At 67.4% G+C, this 18707-nt stretch carries 10 protein-coding genes and 1 pseudogene; 4 read left to right on the forward strand and 7 right to left on the reverse strand.

Features of this window, described 5'->3' with window-relative positions; genetic code table 11:
• Positions 1 to 16: 16 nt before the first annotated feature.
• Positions 17 to 3589, reverse strand: a complete 3573-nt coding sequence (gene dnaE, locus LJ656_RS27105; RefSeq protein WP_230512612.1) for a DNA polymerase III subunit alpha — start codon at positions 3587 to 3589, stop codon at positions 17 to 19.
• A gap of 395 nt (positions 3590 to 3984) precedes the next feature.
• Between dnaE and LJ656_RS27110 the strand changes: the two genes are divergently transcribed.
• Positions 3985 to 4848, forward strand: a complete 864-nt coding sequence (locus LJ656_RS27110; RefSeq protein WP_230512613.1) for a sulfurtransferase — start codon at positions 3985 to 3987, stop codon at positions 4846 to 4848.
• A gap of 55 nt (positions 4849 to 4903) precedes the next feature.
• Positions 4904 to 5794: a tRNA glutamyl-Q(34) synthetase GluQRS gene (gene gluQRS / locus LJ656_RS27115; RefSeq protein ID WP_230512614.1), complete on the forward strand. Its 891-nt coding sequence runs from the start codon at positions 4904 to 4906 to the stop codon at positions 5792 to 5794.
• 76 nt (positions 5795 to 5870) lie between these two features.
• On the opposite strand, the gene LJ656_RS27120 is transcribed toward gluQRS, so the two are convergent.
• From LJ656_RS27120 to purT, 6 genes are all read right to left on the reverse strand, one after another.
• Positions 5871 to 7337, reverse strand: coding sequence for a DEAD/DEAH box helicase (locus LJ656_RS27120; RefSeq protein ID WP_230512615.1), 1467 nt, complete (start codon positions 7335 to 7337; stop codon positions 5871 to 5873).
• Positions 7338 to 7547: 210 nt separating this feature from the next.
• The gene (locus LJ656_RS27125) at positions 7548 to 8984 is read right to left on the reverse strand and encodes an aldehyde dehydrogenase family protein (protein WP_230512616.1); all 1437 of its coding nucleotides are present in this window, start codon (positions 8982 to 8984) and stop codon (positions 7548 to 7550) included.
• Between the two features lie 52 nt (positions 8985 to 9036).
• Positions 9037 to 10689, reverse strand: coding sequence for an acetolactate synthase large subunit (locus tag LJ656_RS27130; protein WP_230512617.1), 1653 nt, complete (start codon positions 10687 to 10689; stop codon positions 9037 to 9039).
• 171 nt (positions 10690 to 10860) lie between these two features.
• Complete coding sequence (locus LJ656_RS27135; RefSeq protein WP_230512618.1) at positions 10861 to 11241, reverse strand: MliC family protein; 381 nt, start codon at positions 11239 to 11241, stop codon at positions 10861 to 10863.
• 86 nt (positions 11242 to 11327) lie between these two features.
• A complete protein-coding gene (locus tag LJ656_RS27140; RefSeq protein ID WP_230512619.1) occupies positions 11328 to 11552 on the reverse strand; it encodes a DUF6726 family protein in 225 nt (74 codons plus the stop codon).
• A 31-nt stretch (positions 11553 to 11583) separates the two neighbouring features.
• A complete protein-coding gene (gene purT / locus LJ656_RS27145) occupies positions 11584 to 12798 on the reverse strand; it encodes a formate-dependent phosphoribosylglycinamide formyltransferase (protein WP_230512620.1) in 1215 nt (404 codons plus the stop codon).
• Between the two features lie 194 nt (positions 12799 to 12992).
• Between purT and LJ656_RS27150 the strand changes: the two genes are divergently transcribed.
• On the forward strand, positions 12993 to 13529 hold the full coding sequence (locus LJ656_RS27150) for an META domain-containing protein (protein WP_230512621.1): 537 nt from the start codon (positions 12993 to 12995) through the stop codon (positions 13527 to 13529).
• 3569 nt (positions 13530 to 17098) lie between these two features.
• A pseudogene (locus LJ656_RS35140) lies at positions 17099 to 18643 on the forward strand (DNA translocase FtsK); the annotation flags it as partial.
• Between the last annotated feature and the right edge of the window lie 64 nt (positions 18644 to 18707).

Below are 18707 nucleotides of genomic sequence, written 5' to 3' on the forward strand. Positions count from 1 at the left end.
GCTTTCATCAGCTACATCAGTAAACGATCTCGATCGAACTGCCGGCGAACTCCCCGCGCAACGCGGCGAGCAGTTCGTCGGTCGGCTTCACGCGCCACGCGTCGCCCAAGCGCATTTCGCCCTGCGCGTTCTCGCTGCGATAAACGATCTGCACCGCGAGGCCGTTCGGAATCTGCACCGGCTGACGCTGCCGGTCGCCGCCGAAGCCGCCGCGCCCGCCGCCGTTGCCGCCGCCACCATTGCCGCGCGCGGCCGGCGCCGGAGCCGGAGCCGGCACGTCCTTGCCCGCGCTATGCGCTTCGAGCACGCGCCGCAGCGCCGCCGCATCCGCATTGCCGTTCATCTGCACCTTGACCGAGTCCGCGTAGCGGCAGCGCGCGCGGCCCAGGTCCATCACCGTCTCGACCGTGAAGCGGATCCCGCCGGTGAACGCGTCGTTGCGCGCCTGGCCCTGCACGACCAGCAGTTCGTCTTCCTTGAACAGCTGCTTGTGCTCTTCGAAGACCTCGTTGAAGACGGTCACTTCGCACTGGCCGCTGCCGTCGTCGAGCAGCGCGATCAGCATCTTGCCGCGCTGGGTCATCTGCGTGCGCAGCGACACGATCACGCCGGCGACCAGCTTGTCGCGCCCTTCCTTCAGATCGCCGATCTTCTGGCGCACGAAGCGGCGCACTTCATCCTTGTACGCGTCGAACAGGTGGCCCGACAGGTAGAAGCCGAGCGCGGCCTTCTCTTCCTGCAGCTTGCGCTTTTCCGGCCACTCCGCCTCGTCGACCAGCTCATGACCTTGCGACGGCGCATCGCCCATGTCGAACAGGCCCGCCTGCAACGCATTGGCCGCCGCCTGTTCGGCCGCTTCCATCGCGAGCGACACCGACGCGATCAGTTGCGCGCGGTTCGGGTGCAGCGAATCGAACGCGCCCGCGCGGATCAGCGCCTCGATCGTGCGGCGATTGACGATACGGCGATCGACCCGATTGCAGAAATCGAAGATGTCGATGAACGCGCCCTCTTCGCGCGCGCGCAGGATTTCCTCGATCGCGTTCTGGCCGCTGCCCTTGATCGCGCCCAGACCGTAGCGGATCGTGCGCGAGCGTTTGCCGTCGGCTTCCGCGACCGGCTCGAAGCGGTACGCGGACTGGTTCACGTCCGGCGGCAGCACCGCCATCTTGTTCGCGAGGCAGTCTTCGAACAGGATCTTGACCTTGTCCGTGTCGTCCATCGCGAGCGACATGTTGGCCGCCATGAATTCGGCCGGATGGTGCGCCTTCAGCCACGCGGTGTGGTACGCGAGCAATGCATACGCGGCCGCGTGCGACTTGTTGAAGCCGTAGCCCGCGAACTTCTCCATCAGGTCGAAGGTTTCGTCCGCTTTCTCGCGCGTGAGGCCGTTCTTGGCCGCGCCCTCCGCGAAAATCTCGCGGTGCTTGGCCATTTCCTCGGGCTTTTTCTTACCCATCGCGCGCCGCAGCAGGTCGGCGCCGCCGAGCGAGTAGCCGCCGATGATCTGCGCCATCTGCATCACCTGCTCCTGGTAGACCATGATGCCGTAGGTCTCTTTCAGAACAGGTTCGACGCGCGGGTCCGGATACTCGACCACTTCGCGCCCGTGCTTACGCGCGCAGAAACTCGGGATCAGGTCCATCGGACCCGGCCGGTACAACGCGACCAGCGCGATGATGTCCTCGAAACGGTCGGGCTGCGCGTCCTTGAGCATGCCCTGCATGCCGCGGCTTTCCAGCTGGAACACGGCGACCGTATTCGCTTTCTTCAGGATCGAGAACGCCGCGGGGTCGTCGAGCGGCACCTGGGCGAGCGACCAGTCCTGCTTCGACGGATCGAGACGGCGAATGTAACGCTCGGCCCAGTCGAGAATCGTCAGCGTGGTCAGACCCAGAAAGTCGAACTTCACGAGGCCGACCGCTTCGACGTCGTCCTTGTCGTACTGGCTGACCACGCCGCTTTCGTCGCCCTGCGTGTACAGCGGGCAGAAGTCGGTCAGCTTGCCGGGCGCGATCAGCACGCCGCCCGCGTGCATGCCGACGTTACGCGTGAGGCCCTCCACGCGCTGAGCGAGTTCGAGCAGCTGGTGCACTTCGTCTTCGTTGTCGAAGCGCTCCTGCAGCAGCGGCTCTTCCTTCATCGCGTCGGCGATGGTCACGTGCTTGCCGGGCTTGAACGGGATCAGCTTCGCGATGCCGTCGGTGAACATGTAGCCGAGGTCGAGCACCCGGCCGATGTCGCGCACCGCCGCCTTCGCCGCCATCGTGCCGAAGGTCGCGATCTGCGACACCGCATTCGCACCGTACTTCTCCTTCACGTACTGGATCACGCGATCGCGGCCGTGCTGGCAGAAGTCGATGTCGAAGTCGGGCATCGACACCCGCTCCGGATTCAGAAAACGCTCGAACAGCAGGTTGTAGCGCAGCGGGTCGAGGTCGGTCACGCCGAGCGCGTAGGCGACCAGCGAACCGGCGCCCGAGCCCCGGCCCGGACCGACCGGCACGCCGTTGTTCTTGGCCCAGTTGATGAAGTCCGCAACGATCAGGAAGTAGCCCGGAAAGCCCATCTTGATGATCGTGCCGCACTCGAATTCGAGCCGCTCGTAATAGGTCGGGCGCTGCGCGTCGCGCTCGGCCGCGTCCGGATACAGCTGTTCGAGACGCTTTTCGAGGCCCTCTTTCGACAGCTGCACCAGGTAGTCGTCGAGCGACATGCCGTCCGGCGTCGGGAACAGCGGCAGCTTCGGCTTGCCGAGTTCGAGCGTCAGATTGCAGCGCTTGGCGATCTGCACGGTGTTGGCGAGCGCCGCCGGGATGTCGGCGAACAGCTCGGCCATCTCCTGCTGGGTGCGGAAATACTGCTCGGGCGTGAAGCGCTTCTGGCGACGCGGATTCGCGAGAATGTCGCCTTCGGAAATACACACGCGCGCTTCGTGCGCGGTGAAGTCGTCCGGCGTCATGAACTGCATCGGGTGGGTCGCGACGACCGGCAGCTTCAATGCCGCCGCCAACGCGACCGCCTGCTGCACGTATTGCTCGCCGCCCGGGTGGCCGCAGCGCTGCAACTCGATATAGAAGCCGCCCGGAAATACCTTCGCCCAATGGAGCGCGTTGCGCCTGGCCGCTTCCTCATTGCCGGCCGCGAGCGCCAGACCGATATCGCCGGATTGCGCGCCCGACAGCGCGAGCAGCCCTTCGCCCAGCTCGGTTTCGAGCCAGCCGGCTTCGAGTTCCGCGCGGCCGCGATACTGGTTCGTCAGCGACGCCTTGCTGAGCAGTTCGCACAGATTCAGATAGCCGCGCCGGTCCTTGACCAGCAGCAGCAGACGGGAAGGCTTGTCGCGGTCGTCCGGATTGGTGATCCAGACGTCGCAGCCGGCAATGGGTTTGACCCCTTTGCCACGCGCTTCCTGATAGAAACGGACGAGGCCGAACGCATTGCCGAGGTCGGTGAGCGCGAGCGCGCCCTGACCGTCTTTGGCCGCCGCATTGACGATGTCGTCAAGACGCACGATGCCGTCGGCAATCGAAAATTCGGAGTGAACGCGGAGATGAACGAAGCGGGGATCTGACATGATGGGCGACATTGTAACCCCAGCGTTGCGCGGATTTCAGGTCGAAACGGCGGGTTGGCCATGCGGCCAGGACGGGCTGGGCGCGACGGACTGCGCGGTTGTGCGCGGCGGTTTTTGCGCGGCTTTTTGCGCGGGTGTTGCAAGGGTATCGAGCGGGTATTGCGACGGCGTTTACGGAATTACTGACCGTCCTTTGCGCTAGCGCAACCCATAGTGTTTCGGCCACGTCGGGCAAAACCCCAGCTTGAGGGATAATAGCGGTTTCGCCTGATTCGACGTGGCCGCGAATGGATCCCACCCCGGAGCCGCGCTCGCGCCCAACTGCGCAGCTCAGCGCGCGCCCCAGTGGGCTTGCGGGGCGCCGCAACGCCCCTCGCCACGCCGGCCATTTTTACCGCAGACCACACATGAGTATCGTCAATCTCGCCGCGTATCAATTCGCGACCATCGAAGACACCGCCGCCTGGCGTCCCCTCGTCACCGAACGTTGCAACGCGCTCGGCCTGCGCGGCACCGTGCTGCTCGCGCCGGAAGGCATCAACCTGTTCGTCGCCGGCACGCGCGAGAACACCGACGCGTTCATTCACTACATCCGTCACGATCCGCTGTTCGAAGGCAAGTTCGCGAGTCTGCAATTCAAGGAAAGCCTGTCCGACTCGCAGCCGTTCACGCGCATGCTGGTCAAGCTCAAGCGCGAAATCATCACGATGAAAAAGCCGGCGATTCGCCCGGAACTCGGCCGCGCGCCGTTCGTCGATGCGGCCACGCTCAAGGGCTGGCTCGACCGCGGCCACGACGACGAAGGCCGTCCGGTCGTGATGCTCGACACGCGCAATGCGTTCGAAGTCGACGTCGGCACGTTCGACAACGCGCTCGACTACCGGATCAGCAAGTTCAGCGAATTTCCCGAAGTGATCGAGAACAATCGCGCGGACCTGGAAGGCAAGACCGTGGTGTCGTTCTGCACCGGCGGGATCCGCTGCGAGAAGGCCGCGATCCATATGAAGGAAGTCGGCATCGACAACGTCTACCAGCTCGAAGGCGGCATCCTGAAGTACTTCGAGGAAGTCGGCGGCGCGCACTATCACGGCGACTGCTTCGTGTTCGACTATCGCACCGCGCTGAACCCGCAGCTGGAGCCGTCGGCCACCACTCAATGCTTCGGCTGCCGCGCGGTGGTCACGCCCGAGCAGCAACAATCGCCGCTGTACGTGGCGGGCAAGACGTGTCCGGCGTGCCATCCGGACAGCAAGGCGGCCCGCGCCGCGTAAGCGCGGCGGGCAGCCGGCGGCGTCACCCGGACGCCGCCCTCTCTCCTTCACACCCATGACCTATCGCGGACGCTTCGCGCCGTCGCCGACCGGCCCGCTGCATTTCGGCTCGCTGGTCAGCGCGCTCGCCAGCTGGCTGGACGCGCGCGCGCATCGCGGCGAATGGCTGGTGCGCATCGAAGACATCGACGGGCCGCGCACCGTGCCCGGCGCGGCCGAGGACATCCTCGCCACGCTCGAACGCTTCGGCATGCGCGCGGACGCGACCCCGCTGTGGCAAAGCCAACGCGTCGCGCATTACCGGCAGGCGCTCGAACAGCTGAAGGCCGGCGGCCTCGTCTATCCGTGCGGCTGCACACGCCGCGAAATCGCCGATTCGCTGCTGCACGCGCACGCGCGCAACACCACGCTCGCGTACCCCGGCACTTGCCGTAGCGGTCTGCATGGCAAACCGGAACGCGCATGGCGGCTGCGGGTGCCTGACGGCGACGCGGCCATCGTCAGGTTCGACGACCGCTGGCAAGGTCCGCAAGCGCAGAACCTCGCGACCGAAGTCGGCGACTTCGTGCTGCGTCGCGCGGACGATCAATGGGCGTATCAGCTGGCTGTGGTGGTGGACGACGCCGATGCGGGCATCACGCATATCGTGCGCGGCGCGGATCTGCTCGATTCGACCGCGCGGCAGATTTATCTGCAGCACTGCCTCGGTGTCGCAACGCCCGCCTATCTGCACGTGCCGGTCGTCACGAACGAGCACGGCGAGAAGCTGAGCAAGCAGAACGGCGCGACCGCGCTCGACAGCGACCGGCCGCTCGACGCGCTACGCGCCGCGGCTGCGCATCTGGGACTGGATCTGGGCAGTGAGCCGGCGGGAACGCTGGAACAGTTCTACAGCGCCGCGACGGCGGCGTGGGCGAAACGGATGGAGATTCGCGGCTCGCAGTGAGCCGCATCCGGCACGATCCGCGGCATTGGGCGCCGCGGCATTCACTCGACGCATTGCACGTCGAGCGCAAGCCTCATCAGGACGACGAGCTCTTGCGCGGCATTCCCAAACCACCGAGCAGCGCGGCCAGTTGACGCTTCGGCGCCGGCTTCTGCGGCGCGCCGCCGTTCGACCCTGCGGTTTCCTCGACCTTGCGCACCGAAGCCGGCGACGGCTCGTACGGCTTCAGGAAGAAGTCGTCGACGGGTTGCGCGCGATGATGATGCGGCCGGTCATACGAACCCGATGCGCCACCCGGACGGCGGCGGCTGCGCTCGTCGCGTGCGTCGCTGCGCTCGCGGCGCGGCGGGCGATCTTCATGGCGGTGACGCGGCGGCGCATCGACGGTCAGGCGCTGCAGTTCGAGCGGGCGCTTGATCAGCTTTTCGATGTCGGCGAGCTGTTTGCGCTCGTTCGGGCTGCACAACGACAGCGCGTCGCCCGATGCGCCCGCGCGGCCCGTGCGGCCGATCCGGTGCACGTAGTCTTCCGCGTTGAACGGCAGGTCGAAGTTGATCACCGCCGGCAGTTCGGCGATATCGAGACCGCGCGCGGCCACGTCGGTCGCGACCAGTGCTTCGACTTCGCCGCGCTTGAAGGCGTCGAGCGCCTGCATGCGCTCGCTCTGCGAGCGGTCGCCGTGAATCGCGGTCGCCACCACGCCGTCGCGTTCCAGGCTGCGCGCGAGCCGGCTCGCGCCGATCTTGCTGTTGCAGAACACGATCACCTGCTTCAGGCCGCGCTCGCGGATCAGTTGCACGACCGCGCCGGTCTTGTCGCCTTCGGCGACCTCGTAGACGATCTGCGTGACGTTGGTCGCGGTCGAGTTGCTGCGCGCGACTTCGATGGTCTGCGGGTTGCGCAGATAAGTGGCGGCCAGCTTCTTGATTTCGCCGGAGAACGTCGCCGAGAACAGCAGCGTCTGACGCTCCTTCGGCAGCAGGTTCAGGATGCGCTGCAGGTCCGGCAGGAAGCCCATGTCGAGCATGCGGTCGGCTTCGTCGAGCACCAGCATCTGCACCTGACCGAGGTTCGCGGTCTTTTGCTGCACGTGGTCGAGCAGACGGCCCGGCGTCGCGATCAGGATTTCGACGCCGCGGCGCAACTGGTCGGACTGAGAATTCATATCGACGCCGCCGAACACGACCGCGCTGCGCAGCGCGGTGTGCTTCGCGTAGGCCTGCACGTTGGCGGCGACCTGGTCGGCCAGTTCGCGGGTCGGCGTGAGGATCAGCGCGCGCACCGGATGGCGCGCCGGCGACGCGCTGGTACTGGCCTGTGGCAACAGACGCTGGATGATCGGCAGCGAGAAGCTGGCGGTCTTGCCGGTGCCGGTCTGCGCGGCGCCCATCACGTCACGGCCCGACAGCACGACGGGGATCGCCTGCGCCTGGATCGGCGTGGGCGTCGTGTAGCCCGATTCCTTGATGGCTTTCAGGATGTCTGGCGCGAGACCGAATTGGTCAAAAGTCTCAGTGCTGGGCGTGACGGCTGTGTCGGACATGGTGGCTTTCGCTAAAAATGCGCGTGGCGCGATGCGCGCGACAGCGGTCGGGACCGCGTGGGCATCAGAATGAAGGTGGAGCCACGGCGTTGCGCGCGAGGCCCGTCGGAGTCCGGGCAATCCACCGGCTCCGGTCGGCGGAAACGACCGCCGAAAGGCCGGTATTGTAGCACTTCAGCAAAATCGCTCGCGGTGGCGGGCGCCCTCACCTCACCACGTCTCCCGCATCACCATCAGCCGCATCTCGGTCATGTCCTCGATCGCGTAGCGCACGCCCTCGCGGCCGAGCCCCGAGTCCTTCACGCCGCCGTACGGCATGTTGTCGACGCGGAACGACGGGATATCGTTGATCACCACCCCGCCGACCTCCAGCGCGTCCCACGCGCGATGCGCATGCGCGAGCGAATCGGTGAACACGCCCGCCTGCAGGCCGAAGTCGCTGTCGTTGACCTGCGCGAGCGCCGCCTCGAAATCGTCGAAACGCTCGAGCACCGCGACCGGCCCGAACGCCTCCTTGCGATACAGATCGGTGTCGCGCTTCACGTCTTCGAGCAGCGTCGCCTCGAACATCGCGCCGTCGACCTTGCCGCCCGCGATGATCTTCGCGCCCGCCTGCACGGCACTATCCATCCAGCCGGCGAGGCGCTTCGCCTCCGCTTCCGAGATCATCGGCCCGACGAAGGTCTTCTCGTCCTTCGGGTCGCCCATGACCAGCGACCTCGTCTTCGCGATCAGCTTTTCGCGCAGCGCATCGTAGACGCTCGTGTGCACGAGAATCCGCTGCACGCCGATGCAGCTTTGCCCCGACTGATAGAACGCGCCGAACGCGAGCCGCTCCACCACGTAGTCGAGCTTGCCCGCCTGATCGCCATCGACGATCGCCGCCGCGTTGCCGCCGAGCTCCAGAATCACCTTTTTCTTACCGGCCCGGCTCTTCAGATCCCAGCCGACCGCCGGCGAGCCGGTGAACGACAGCAGCTTGAAACGCTCGTCGGTGGTGAACAGATCGGCGCCGTCGCGATGCGCGGGCAGGATCGAGAACGCGCCTTTCGGCAGATCGGTCTCGGCGAGGATTTCGCCGATGATCAGCGCGCCGACCGGCGTGCGGCTCGCCGGCTTCAGCACGAAGGGCACGCCCGCGGCGAGCGCCGGCGCGACCTTGTGCGCGGTCAGGTTCAGCGGAAAGTTGAACGGCGAGATAAACGAGCACGGCCCGATCGGCACGCGCTTTACGTACCCGTGATACCCGTTCGCGCGCGGCGAAATCTGCAGATTGATGATCTCGCCGTCGATCCGCACGCTTTCCTCGGCGGCCACCTTGAAGGTATCGATCAGCCGCGTGACCTCGCCCTTCGAATCGTTGATCGGCTTGCCCGCCTCGATGCACAGTGCGAGCGCGAGTTCGTCGTAGCGCTCGCGAAAGCGCTTCACGCAATGTTCGAGCACCGCCTGGCGCTTGAACGGCGGGTACGCGCGCATGGCCGGCATCGCGTCGACCGCGTAGCCGATCGCCTTGTCGATCGCGGCCGCGTCGGCCATCGCGACGCGGGTCGCGACTTCGCCGCTGAATTTGTCGGTGACTTCGAGATCGGTGTTGGCCGCCACCGGCTCGTTGGCGAGATAGTACGGGTAGGTCTTCTGCAACATCACGCGTTCTCCTTCCGAGGCATTCGATTCGTTCGATGACTGTCGCGCCCGCTTACAGCCGCGCCGACAGCCGCTTGATCTCGCGATTGAGCACGCGCTCGTTGTCCGAATAGTCGATCGGCAGATCGATCACGTGCACGCCCGGCGTCGCGAAACACTCGCGCAGCAGCGGCGCGAACTGGTCGGCCGATTCGATCCGATGTCCTTTTGCGCCGTAGCTCTGCGCATAGGCGACGAAATCCGGATTGGCGAGCGTCATCCCGTAGTCGGGGAAATTCATGTTTTCCTGCTTCCAGCGAATCATCCCGAACGCGTCGTCGCGCAAGATCAGGATCACCAGATCGAGTCTCAAACGCACCGCCGTTTCGAGTTCCTGCGAGTTCATCATGAAGCCGCCGTCGCCGCACACCGCGATCACCTTGCGCTCCGGGTGCACGATCTTGCTCGCGATCGCCGACGGCAAGCCCGCGCCCATCGACGCCAGCGCGTTGTCGAGCAGCAGCGAATTGGGCTCGTGCGCGCGGTAGTAGCGCGCGAACCAGATCTTGTACATGCCGTTGTCGAGACAGACGATGCCGTCCACCGGCGTGGTCTCGTACACGTCGTTGACGATCCGCACCGGGTACATCGGGAAGCGGTCGTCGTGCTGGCCCTTCACCAGATGCGCTTCGAAGTGCTCCTTGATCTCCTTGAAGCGCGAGAAGTCCCAATGCTCCTGACGCTCCTTCAGGCTTTCCTTCAGCTGCCACACCGCATTGGCGATATCGCCGACCACCTCGATCTGCGGGAAATACACCGGATCGACCTCGGCGCCGAGGAAGTTCACGTGGATCACGGTCTTCTCGCCGGCCTCGCCGCTGCGCATGAAGAACGGCGGCTTCTCGATCACATCGTGGCCGACGTTGATGATGCAATCGGCGTGCTCGATCGCGCGATGCACGAAGTCGCCGTCGGACAGCGTCGCGTTGCCGAGCCACATCGGATGCGATTCGTCGATCACGCCCTTGCCCATCTGCGTGGTGAAAAACGGAATGCCGATCTGGTCGACGAACTCGCGCAGCATTTTGGTGGTGGTCTTGCGGTTGCCGCCGGCGCCGATCATCAGGAGCGGATGCTTCGCCGCGGTGATCGCCTCGACCGCGCGCGCGACCGCCTTCTCCTCGGCCACCGGCCGCCGGCTATAGCTCTTCGGAATCGGCTTGCCGTCGCCCTCCTCGTGCGCGACGTCCTCCGGCAACTCCAGATGAGACGCGCCCGGGCGCTCCTCCTCCGCGCGCCGCACCGCCTCGCGCACCGCCGCCGGAATATTGCCGATCGAGACGATCTGCCGCGTGTACTTGGTGAGCGGCTCCATCATCCGCACCACGTCGACGATCTGGAAGTGACCCTGCTTGCTCGACTTGATCGGCTTCTGCCCGGTGACCATCAGCATCGGCATGCCGCCCAGTTGCGCATAGGCCGCGGCGGTCACGAAGTTGGTCGCGCCGGGGCCGAGTGTCGCCAGACATACGCCGGTGCGGCCGGTGAGACGGCCGTAGGTGGCGGCCATGAAGCCGGCCGCCTGTTCGTGGCGGGTGAGGATCAGACGGATTTTCGAGCGGCGCAGCGACTCGAGCAGATCGAGATTTTCTTCGCCGGGGATGCCGAACACATACTCGACACCTTCGGCTTCCAGCGACTTGACGAACAGGTCCGATGCTTTCATTGAGGGTCTCGCTTGATGACAAGGGGACGGATAGCGGATTCGGGATGCTGCGCGCGACGACGCGCCCGGCATGGCGGACGCGATGCCGGACAGCTTACTACTCGAACGGAAACGATGCCCGCTAGCGGGCAGGGCCGCAGGGGGCGTGTCTGGAGGTGATTGAGATGGGAATCAGCGGATCACGGTCACGCAATCCGACAGCAGCGGCGGCGCGTTCTCGCCGCTGGCGAGGTCGTACAGATTCGCGCGCGGTCCCTTGGTCCACCACGTATAGCTGCCGGCCTGGTACTTCGCGCCCGACGCCGACACGGTGTTGACGAACAGCATCGGCGTGCCCTTGACCGGCAGCACCGCGAAGCTCTGGCCGTTCTGCGCGTCCCAGTAGGTAACCTGCAGGATGCGGCCGGTTGCGCACGTGTATTTGCGCGTCGTATGGTGCTTGCCTTCGATCTGCCGGAACTGCAGCGGCGCCGCCGCCGCGCCGCCCGGAAACGCCGCCGTCGAAACCAGCGTTGCCGCCGCCGTGAGAGTTGCAACGAGCGCTGTCTTCATCGAACACCTCGGTTGGTGCTGCGGATTGAACACGGGGAACGCGTGATCCGGGCGGTGCCCGGCCCCTAAGGTTGCCGGCGCTGCGATCAGGGATCGATGACGCCGGCGCAGGCATCGGTCGGCGCGGCGGCCACGTGCCCGACCACCGGCACGATCTTCAGCCCCGCCGAGGCGATCCGGCACGGCGCGGCGGCCAGACCGCAGCCGCCGAGGCCGGCGCACACCGCCACCAGCACGCCGAGTGCGCCGAGCGCGCCGAGATGGCGAGCCGTGATCCGACGCGGCGCATTGGCGCGAACTTCGACTGTCATGAATTGCTCTGCCCGGGCCTGGCGATGCGGCTTACTTCGCCGACACCGGCCGCACCGCCGCCGCGGCGCGTTTCGCGCGCGCGCGGGCTTCGTCGATGTTCTCGCCGGTCGCGAGCGCCACGCCCATGCGGCGCTTCGTGAAGCTTTCCGGCTTGCCGAACAGGCGCAGGTCCGCGTTCGGCACCGCCAGCGCGTCCGCCACGCCTTCGAACGCGATGCCGGCTTCGTCCCGGCCGCCGTAGATCACCGCCGACGCACCCGGCGCGCGCAGCGACGGATCCACCGGCAGACCGAGGATCGCGCGCGCATGCAATTCGAACTCCGAGAAGCGCTGCGAGCACAGCGTGACGAGACCTGTATCGTGCGGACGCGGACTCACTTCGGAGAACCACACGTCGTCGCCGCTCACGAACAGCTCGACGCCGAACAGGCCGCGGCCGCCGAGCGCTGCGGTGACCTTGTGAGCGATTTCGCGCGAGCGTTCGAGCGCGCGCGGGCTCATCGGCTGCGGCTGCCACGATTCGATGTAGTCGCCCGCCACCTGCACGTGGCCGATCGGATCGCAGAAGTACGTGCCGACCTGGCCGGTCTCGAAATCGATCGCGCGCACGGTCAGCTGGGTGATTTCGTATTCGAAGTCGATAAAGCCCTCGACGATCACCCGGCCGTGATTCACGCGGCCGCCCGCCATCGCGTACTGCCATGCCGGTTCGACGTCGGCGTCGCTGTGCAGCACCGACTGGCCCTTGCCCGAGGACGACATCACCGGCTTGACCACACACGGATAGCCGACCTTGGCGATGCCGGCGCGCAGTTCATCGAGCGAGTCGGCGAACGCGTACGGCGAGGTCGGCAGGCCGAGTTCCTCGGCGGCGAGGCGGCGGATGCCTTCGCGGTTCATCGTCAGTTGGGTCGCGCGCGCGGTCGGGATCACTTCGGCGAGCGCTTCGGCTTCGATCGCGGCGAGCGCGTCGGTGGCGATCGCCTCGATTTCGGGGACGATCAGATGCGGACGTTCCTGCTCGACCAGCGCGCGCAGCGCGGCGCGGTCGGTCATGTCGATCACGTGCGCGCGATGCGCGACCTGGTGACCCGGCGCGTTCGGATAACGGTCGACGGCGATCACTTCGACGCCCAGCCGTTGCAGCGCGATGATGACTTCCTTGCCGAGCTCGCCGGCGCCGAGCAGCATGACGCGCGTCGCGGATTCAGAAAGGGGCGTGCCGATCCGTTGGCCGATCTGCATGAGGTCTCCAGATAAAAGTCGAATGAAAGTGGGATTGGACAGGACGCGATGTTAACATGCGGACCCCTTCGCAAGCGGCGCTCGGACAGACGGTCGCGGGGGACGGCGAGCGCTGCGCCGCACGCGTGCGCTCGCGCACGAAGAGCTTAGTACGTTACCCTTACGCCTTCGCCAGTTTGAAGAGGACCGCCGCCATGCTCACCCGCTCCATCCCGCGACGTCTCGCGCGTGTCGCCCCGTGCCTGCGCACGGCCGCCGCCGCGTTGAGCATCGCCACGCTGCTCGGAGCCTGCGCGATCCCAACCCATCCCGACGCGTCGGCGGCGCCGCCCGATCCGTTCAATCCCGCCGCCGCGCAGTTGCTCGACGACACCAGCTGGACGCTCAGTTCGTGGAACAGCGCCGACGGCGCGGCGCGCGCGGTGCCGTCGAAAGATCAGGGCCCGCTCACGCTGGCGCTCTCGACCGAAGGCGGCAAGCGTCACGCGAGCGGTTTCTCCGGCTGCAACCGCTTCGCCGGCACCTATGCGCTGAAGGACGGCAAGCTCAGCTTCGGCCCGCTCGCCGGCACCCGCAAAGCGTGCGTGTCGCCGGCCGGCGAACTCGAACGGCCGTTCCTCGATGCGCTCGCGCGTATCGAGCGCACCGGCGTGCAGATGCGCGCGCCGCAACAGATGCAACTGATCCTCGACAACGGCGACACGCTGGTGTTCGATCGCAGCGACCAATGACGCCAACCTCGCTCGTGCGACGGTTCGCTTTTAAACTCGACGGGTTGCGCGCTCGCGCGGTCCGTCATTCGTAGATGTCTGGTATGCACACGGTAGTTTTCGGCTGGTTCGGCGGGTCGGCCGTCTGGTTTCTTCCTCTCTTGTGGCGCGTCGTGAAGTCGGTGCTGCCGGGCGGCGCGGGGCTGCGCGGCCCCGGCACGATCCGGCTGTGGCTCGGCTTCGTCGGCGTGCTGATCGCCAGTTGCACGCTCGAGGCTTCGCTGCTCGATCTGATCGGCATCAACGGTTTCGGCCACGCGCTCGCCGCGGGCTTCGGCCATCTGCTCGGCCACATCGGCACGCCGCTCGCCGCGCTCGCGCTGCTGCTGATCAGCTTGCCGTGGCTGATCGATTTCAGCTGGGGCGACGTCGCAATCTGGGCCGACGGCGCGTTCGGCCTCGGTCTGTCGCGCGGGCTCGCGAAACGCGACGAGGAAGCGCGGCGTCATCGCACGGTCGACGATGCCGCGCCGTCGCATGCGCTGCCCGCCACTAATACGATGGCGCCGAGGACCAGCCGCGGGCGTTATGCGCGGCCTACCGTGTGGCGCCCGCCTGCCGGCGGGCGTGGAGCGCGCGACGGTGGCGCTGCGGCGGCCGCTGCGGCCGGAGTTGGCGGCGCTGCTGTGGCCGGCGGCAAGGACGCGGCCGCGCGCGGCGCCGGCGCGGGCTCGCGTGCGGACGGGAATGGTGGCAACGGCAGCGCGCGCGGGCCCGTGACGCAGATCGAGCCGGTGTTGCGCACCGGGACCCTCGCGACGCCGCGCTCGACGGCTGCGGCGGCATCGATGTCTTCAATGCAAACGCAGGCGCTTGGGGCGGACCGGACCTCGTCCGGAAAATCGACGGATAAGGCAGCCGCGCCCTTCGTGCCGACCGAGCCGGTTGCGCCGGCCGGCTGGCTGCGGTCGGCCGAGGCGCGCGTAGGCGCGGGTGTTGCCGGTTCAGGTGTTGCGGGCTCGGGTTCGGGTTCGGCGCTGGCGGGTGCGGGTTCGGCCGCTGTGTCCGCCGCGCGCGCTGCGGGCGCCCCGGTTTCGGCTCGCGATGGTGTCGCGCTGCCTGGCCGCCGTGCCGCGGCTGAAGCGCGTCCGGCTGCGTCGTTCGGCTCCAGCGCGGCGCTGGCGGCGACGGCTGCGAGCGCGTCGGGGGTGTCGCCGCGCGCCGCGCAGGCGATGGCCGCGCGTTCGTCGGCGGCGGGCGCCGGTATCGGCATGAGCACGGGATCCGTGCATGCGGCGACTCGCGGCGACCGGCCGTCGTCGCTGCAACGTCCGGCCGAGCCTGGCGCGTCGCTCAATCGCGGCGCGACGCCGCGTCAACCGTTCCAGGTCACGCGCAACAGCGGCGTCACGCCGCCGGCGGTCGCCCGCCGGAGCGCGCCTGCGGCGCCTGCGTTTACCCGGCCGCTGTCGAACGCGCCGCAAGTCACCCCGCCCGCGAGCGTCCAGGAGACGCTGCGCAGCATCGCGGAAAACGCCGCCCGCTGGACCGATATGGCCGGGGTGAGCCTTGCGCGTAGCCGCGCCAGCGAAGCGGTGAAGGTCGGTGAGGTGGCGACGGCGGTGGCGGGCGGAGACTTGCAGCCGGCGCCGGTGGGGCTTCGGGCGGATGAGCAGGTCGGGGATGTGGCGGCGGTCGAGGCTGTGCCGGTAGAAGCTCTGCCGGTAGAAGCTCTGCCGGTAGAAGCTCTGCCGGTGGAAGCTCTGCCGGTCGAAGCTGTGCCGGTCGAAGCTGTGCCGGTCGAAGCGGCGCCAGTTGAAGCTGCATCCGTCGAAGCGGCGCATGTCGGTGCAACGTCGGCTCCCGCACAGCCGGTGCAAGTGGCACCGCTCGCGGCAACGCCGGTCGATGCCACGCCGGTTCAGGCGGAGCCGACACAAGTAACGCCGTCCCATGTCGTGCCGGTCGACGCAGTGCCCTTCGAAGAAGCGCCAATTGCAGCCGACCCCGTGCACGCAGCACCGGCGGAGGCAGCACCCGCACCGACCCCGGACGCCATCGATACCCCGCTGGAGGTCATCGCGCAGCCAGTGGCGCAATGGCCGACCGAACCGCCGGTCATTCACGTGCAGCCGGCGACTACATCGCAGGCGACAGATGCGATCGAGTCCGCTGCTCCCATTGCAACGAAAGCGGCCGCCGGGATCGAGACCGAAGTAACGAGCGAAGCAACGGCCGAAGCGCTAGCTGAAACTCCTGCACCGGTCGTGCTGGCGCACACCGTGTCCGTGTCTGTAGAGCCGGTCGCTGAGCCCACGCCTGCGAAACCTCTATCGACGGTGGCGGCACCGGTCGCGTCGGCAGTCGCTGTATCGGCGCCGGCCCATGCCGCCTCGCCGGCCGACACGCCGGAGCACTCGCCCGCAGCCGCGGCGACACCGTTCCAGCGTTTCGCGGCGCAGCTGCACGACGAAATTTCGCAAGACGACTCGCTGCCGGACGAAGACGACGCGCAGGACTGGGCGACTGCCGTCCACCACGACGACGAAACCCAGCCGGCCCCTGCCCTCCCCGTGAGTGAGCCGGTCGCACAGCAACACGCCAGCGAACCGGCCGGCCATGCGCTCGCCGCGGCGCAAACCGCTGCCGCGCCGACGCCTGCCGTCGCCACTGCGCCCTGGCTGGACGAAGCGACGCCCGAAGCCGCACTGGCAGCGAACACCAGCGCGGCGTCGGACTCGCCGGTCACTCCGGCCACTCCGGTCGCTCCGGTCGCTCCGATCACTCCGATCACTCCGATCACTCCGATCACTCCGATCACTCCGATCACTCCGATCTCGCCGGTCTCGCCGGTCTCGCCGGTCTCGCCGGTCTCGCCGGTCTCGGCGGTCTCGCCGGACGCACCGGTCGCTCCGGCCACTCCGGTCTCGCCGCCCCACCCCGTCGCCGACGCGGCCACCACCGCCCCATCGGCGCAGCCAATACAGCTGCCGCAACCGGTCGCGCCCGAAGCCGAACTCGTCATCGACAAAACGCTGGTGCCATGGGAAAGCATGCTCGGACAGGCGGCGGCGCAACACGCGGCGGCGGTATCGCCTGCCGCGCAGCCTGCTTCGGTCGCCCCGACGACCGATATCGACCCGCCCGTCTCCGCCCCGCTCGCGCCACGTGTCGAAAGCGGCGCTCCGACAGCGAACGAAGCAGCCGCAGCGCCGCTCCAACCGGCCCCGGCGGCACACGACACACCTGCTGCCCACTCCGCCGGACTGAACGCAGCATCGTTCGCGCCGACAGCTCCGACAATTGCAACAGCGTCGACGCCGCTGGTTTATCCGGTAGGCCAAGCCGCCGCCTCACCGATTATCGAATCGCCGACGGCGCTGCCCGCCGCACCATCGACGCCACTGACCCAAGCGGTCGGCCAAGCCGCGAGCGCGGCGCTCACTGGAGCGCCGGCGGTACCGCCTGCCGATCCGGCCAACCCGGCGACTCAACCGCCCGGCGAACCGCTCGGCCAACAGCCCGGCCAACCGACAGTTCCGGCACTCACCGAAGCCCCGGCGTCCGCCCCCACCGAACCACCCGCTCCCCGCGCGCCCCTGCGCGGCCACGCGCCGGTCAACGGCTTCGAATTCCACGCGCCGGCCGCGTCGATGGTCGAACTGCCGACGCTCGATCTGCTCGCCCGCGCCGACACCGACGTCGAGCCGGTCTCCGAGGACAAGCTGATCGAAACCGGCCTGCTGATCGAGCAGCGCCTGCAGGAATTCAAGGTGCCGGTGACGGTGGTCGGCGCATCGGCCGGTCCGGTGATCACGCGCTTCGAAGTCGAGCCCGCGCTCGGCGTGCGCGGCAGCCAGATCGTCGGCCTGATGAAGGACCTGTCGCGCGGTCTCGGCCTCACGTCGATCCGCGTGGTCGAGACGATCCCGGGCAAAACCTGCATGGGTCTCGAACTGCCGAATGCGAAGCGGCAGACGATCCGGCTGTCGGAAATCCTCGAGGCGAGCGTCTACCAGAACTCGCATTCGCAGCTGACCCTCGCGATGGGCAAGGACATCACTGGTCATCCGGTCGTCGCCGATCTCGCCAAGGCGCCGCACATGCTGGTCGCCGGCACGACCGGTTCGGGCAAGTCGGTCGCGATCAACGCGATGATCTGCTCGCTGCTGTTCAAGGCGACGCCCGAGGAAGTGCGCCTGATCATGATCGACCCGAAGATGCTCGAACTGTCGGTGTACGAAGGAATTCCGCACCTGCTCGCGCCGGTCGTCACCGACATGAAGCTCGCCGCCAACGCGCTGAACTGGTGCGTCGGCGAAATGGAGAAGCGCTATCGGCTGATGTCGGCGGTCGGCGTGCGCAACCTCGCGGGCTTCAACCAGAAGATCCGCGACACCGAGGCCAAGGGCAAGAAGCTCGGCAACCCGTTCTCGCTGACGCCCGATGCGCCCGAGCCGCTCGCGCCGCTGCCGCTGATCGTCGTCGTGATCGACGAGCTCGCCGACCTGATGATGGTCGCGGGCAAGAAGATCGAGGAGCTGATCGCGCGCCTCGCGCAGAAGGCGCGCGCGGCCGGCATCCACCTGATCCTGGCGACCCAGCGGCCCTCGGTCGACGTGATCACAGGCCTGATCAAGGCAAACATTCCGACCCGGGTCGCGTTCCAGGTGTCGTCGAAGATCGACTCGCGCACGATTCTCGACCAGATGGGCGCCGAATCGCTGCTCGGTCAGGGCGACATGCTGTTCCTGCCGCCGGGCACCGGCTACCCGCAGCGCGTGCACGGCGCGTTCGTCGCCGACGAGGAAGTGCATGCGATCGTCGAATACCTGAAGCAGTTCGGCGAGCCGCAGTACGAGGAAGGCATTCTGGACGGCCCCGCCAGCGATGGCGGCGCCGCCCAGGACCTGTTCGGCGAATCGCCGGATGCGGAAGCCGATCCGCTGTACGACGAAGCGGTTGCGTTCGTCGTGCGGACGCGGCGCGCGTCGATTTCGTCGGTGCAGCGGCAGTTGCGCATCGGCTATAACCGCGCGGCGCGGCTGGTCGAACAGATGGAAACGGCCGGGCTGGTGTCGGCGATGAGCATCAACGGCAGCCGCGAAGTGCTGGCGCCGGGGCCGGCGGAGTAAGCGGCGGGTGTCGGCCAATCGCCAGCCGATCGCCGGCCGCAAAAAAAACGGACCGTCTCACCTC

It is taken from the genome of Paraburkholderia sejongensis (assembly GCF_020880815.1).
GTDB classification, from domain to species: domain Bacteria; phylum Pseudomonadota; class Gammaproteobacteria; order Burkholderiales; family Burkholderiaceae; genus Paraburkholderia; species Paraburkholderia sejongensis.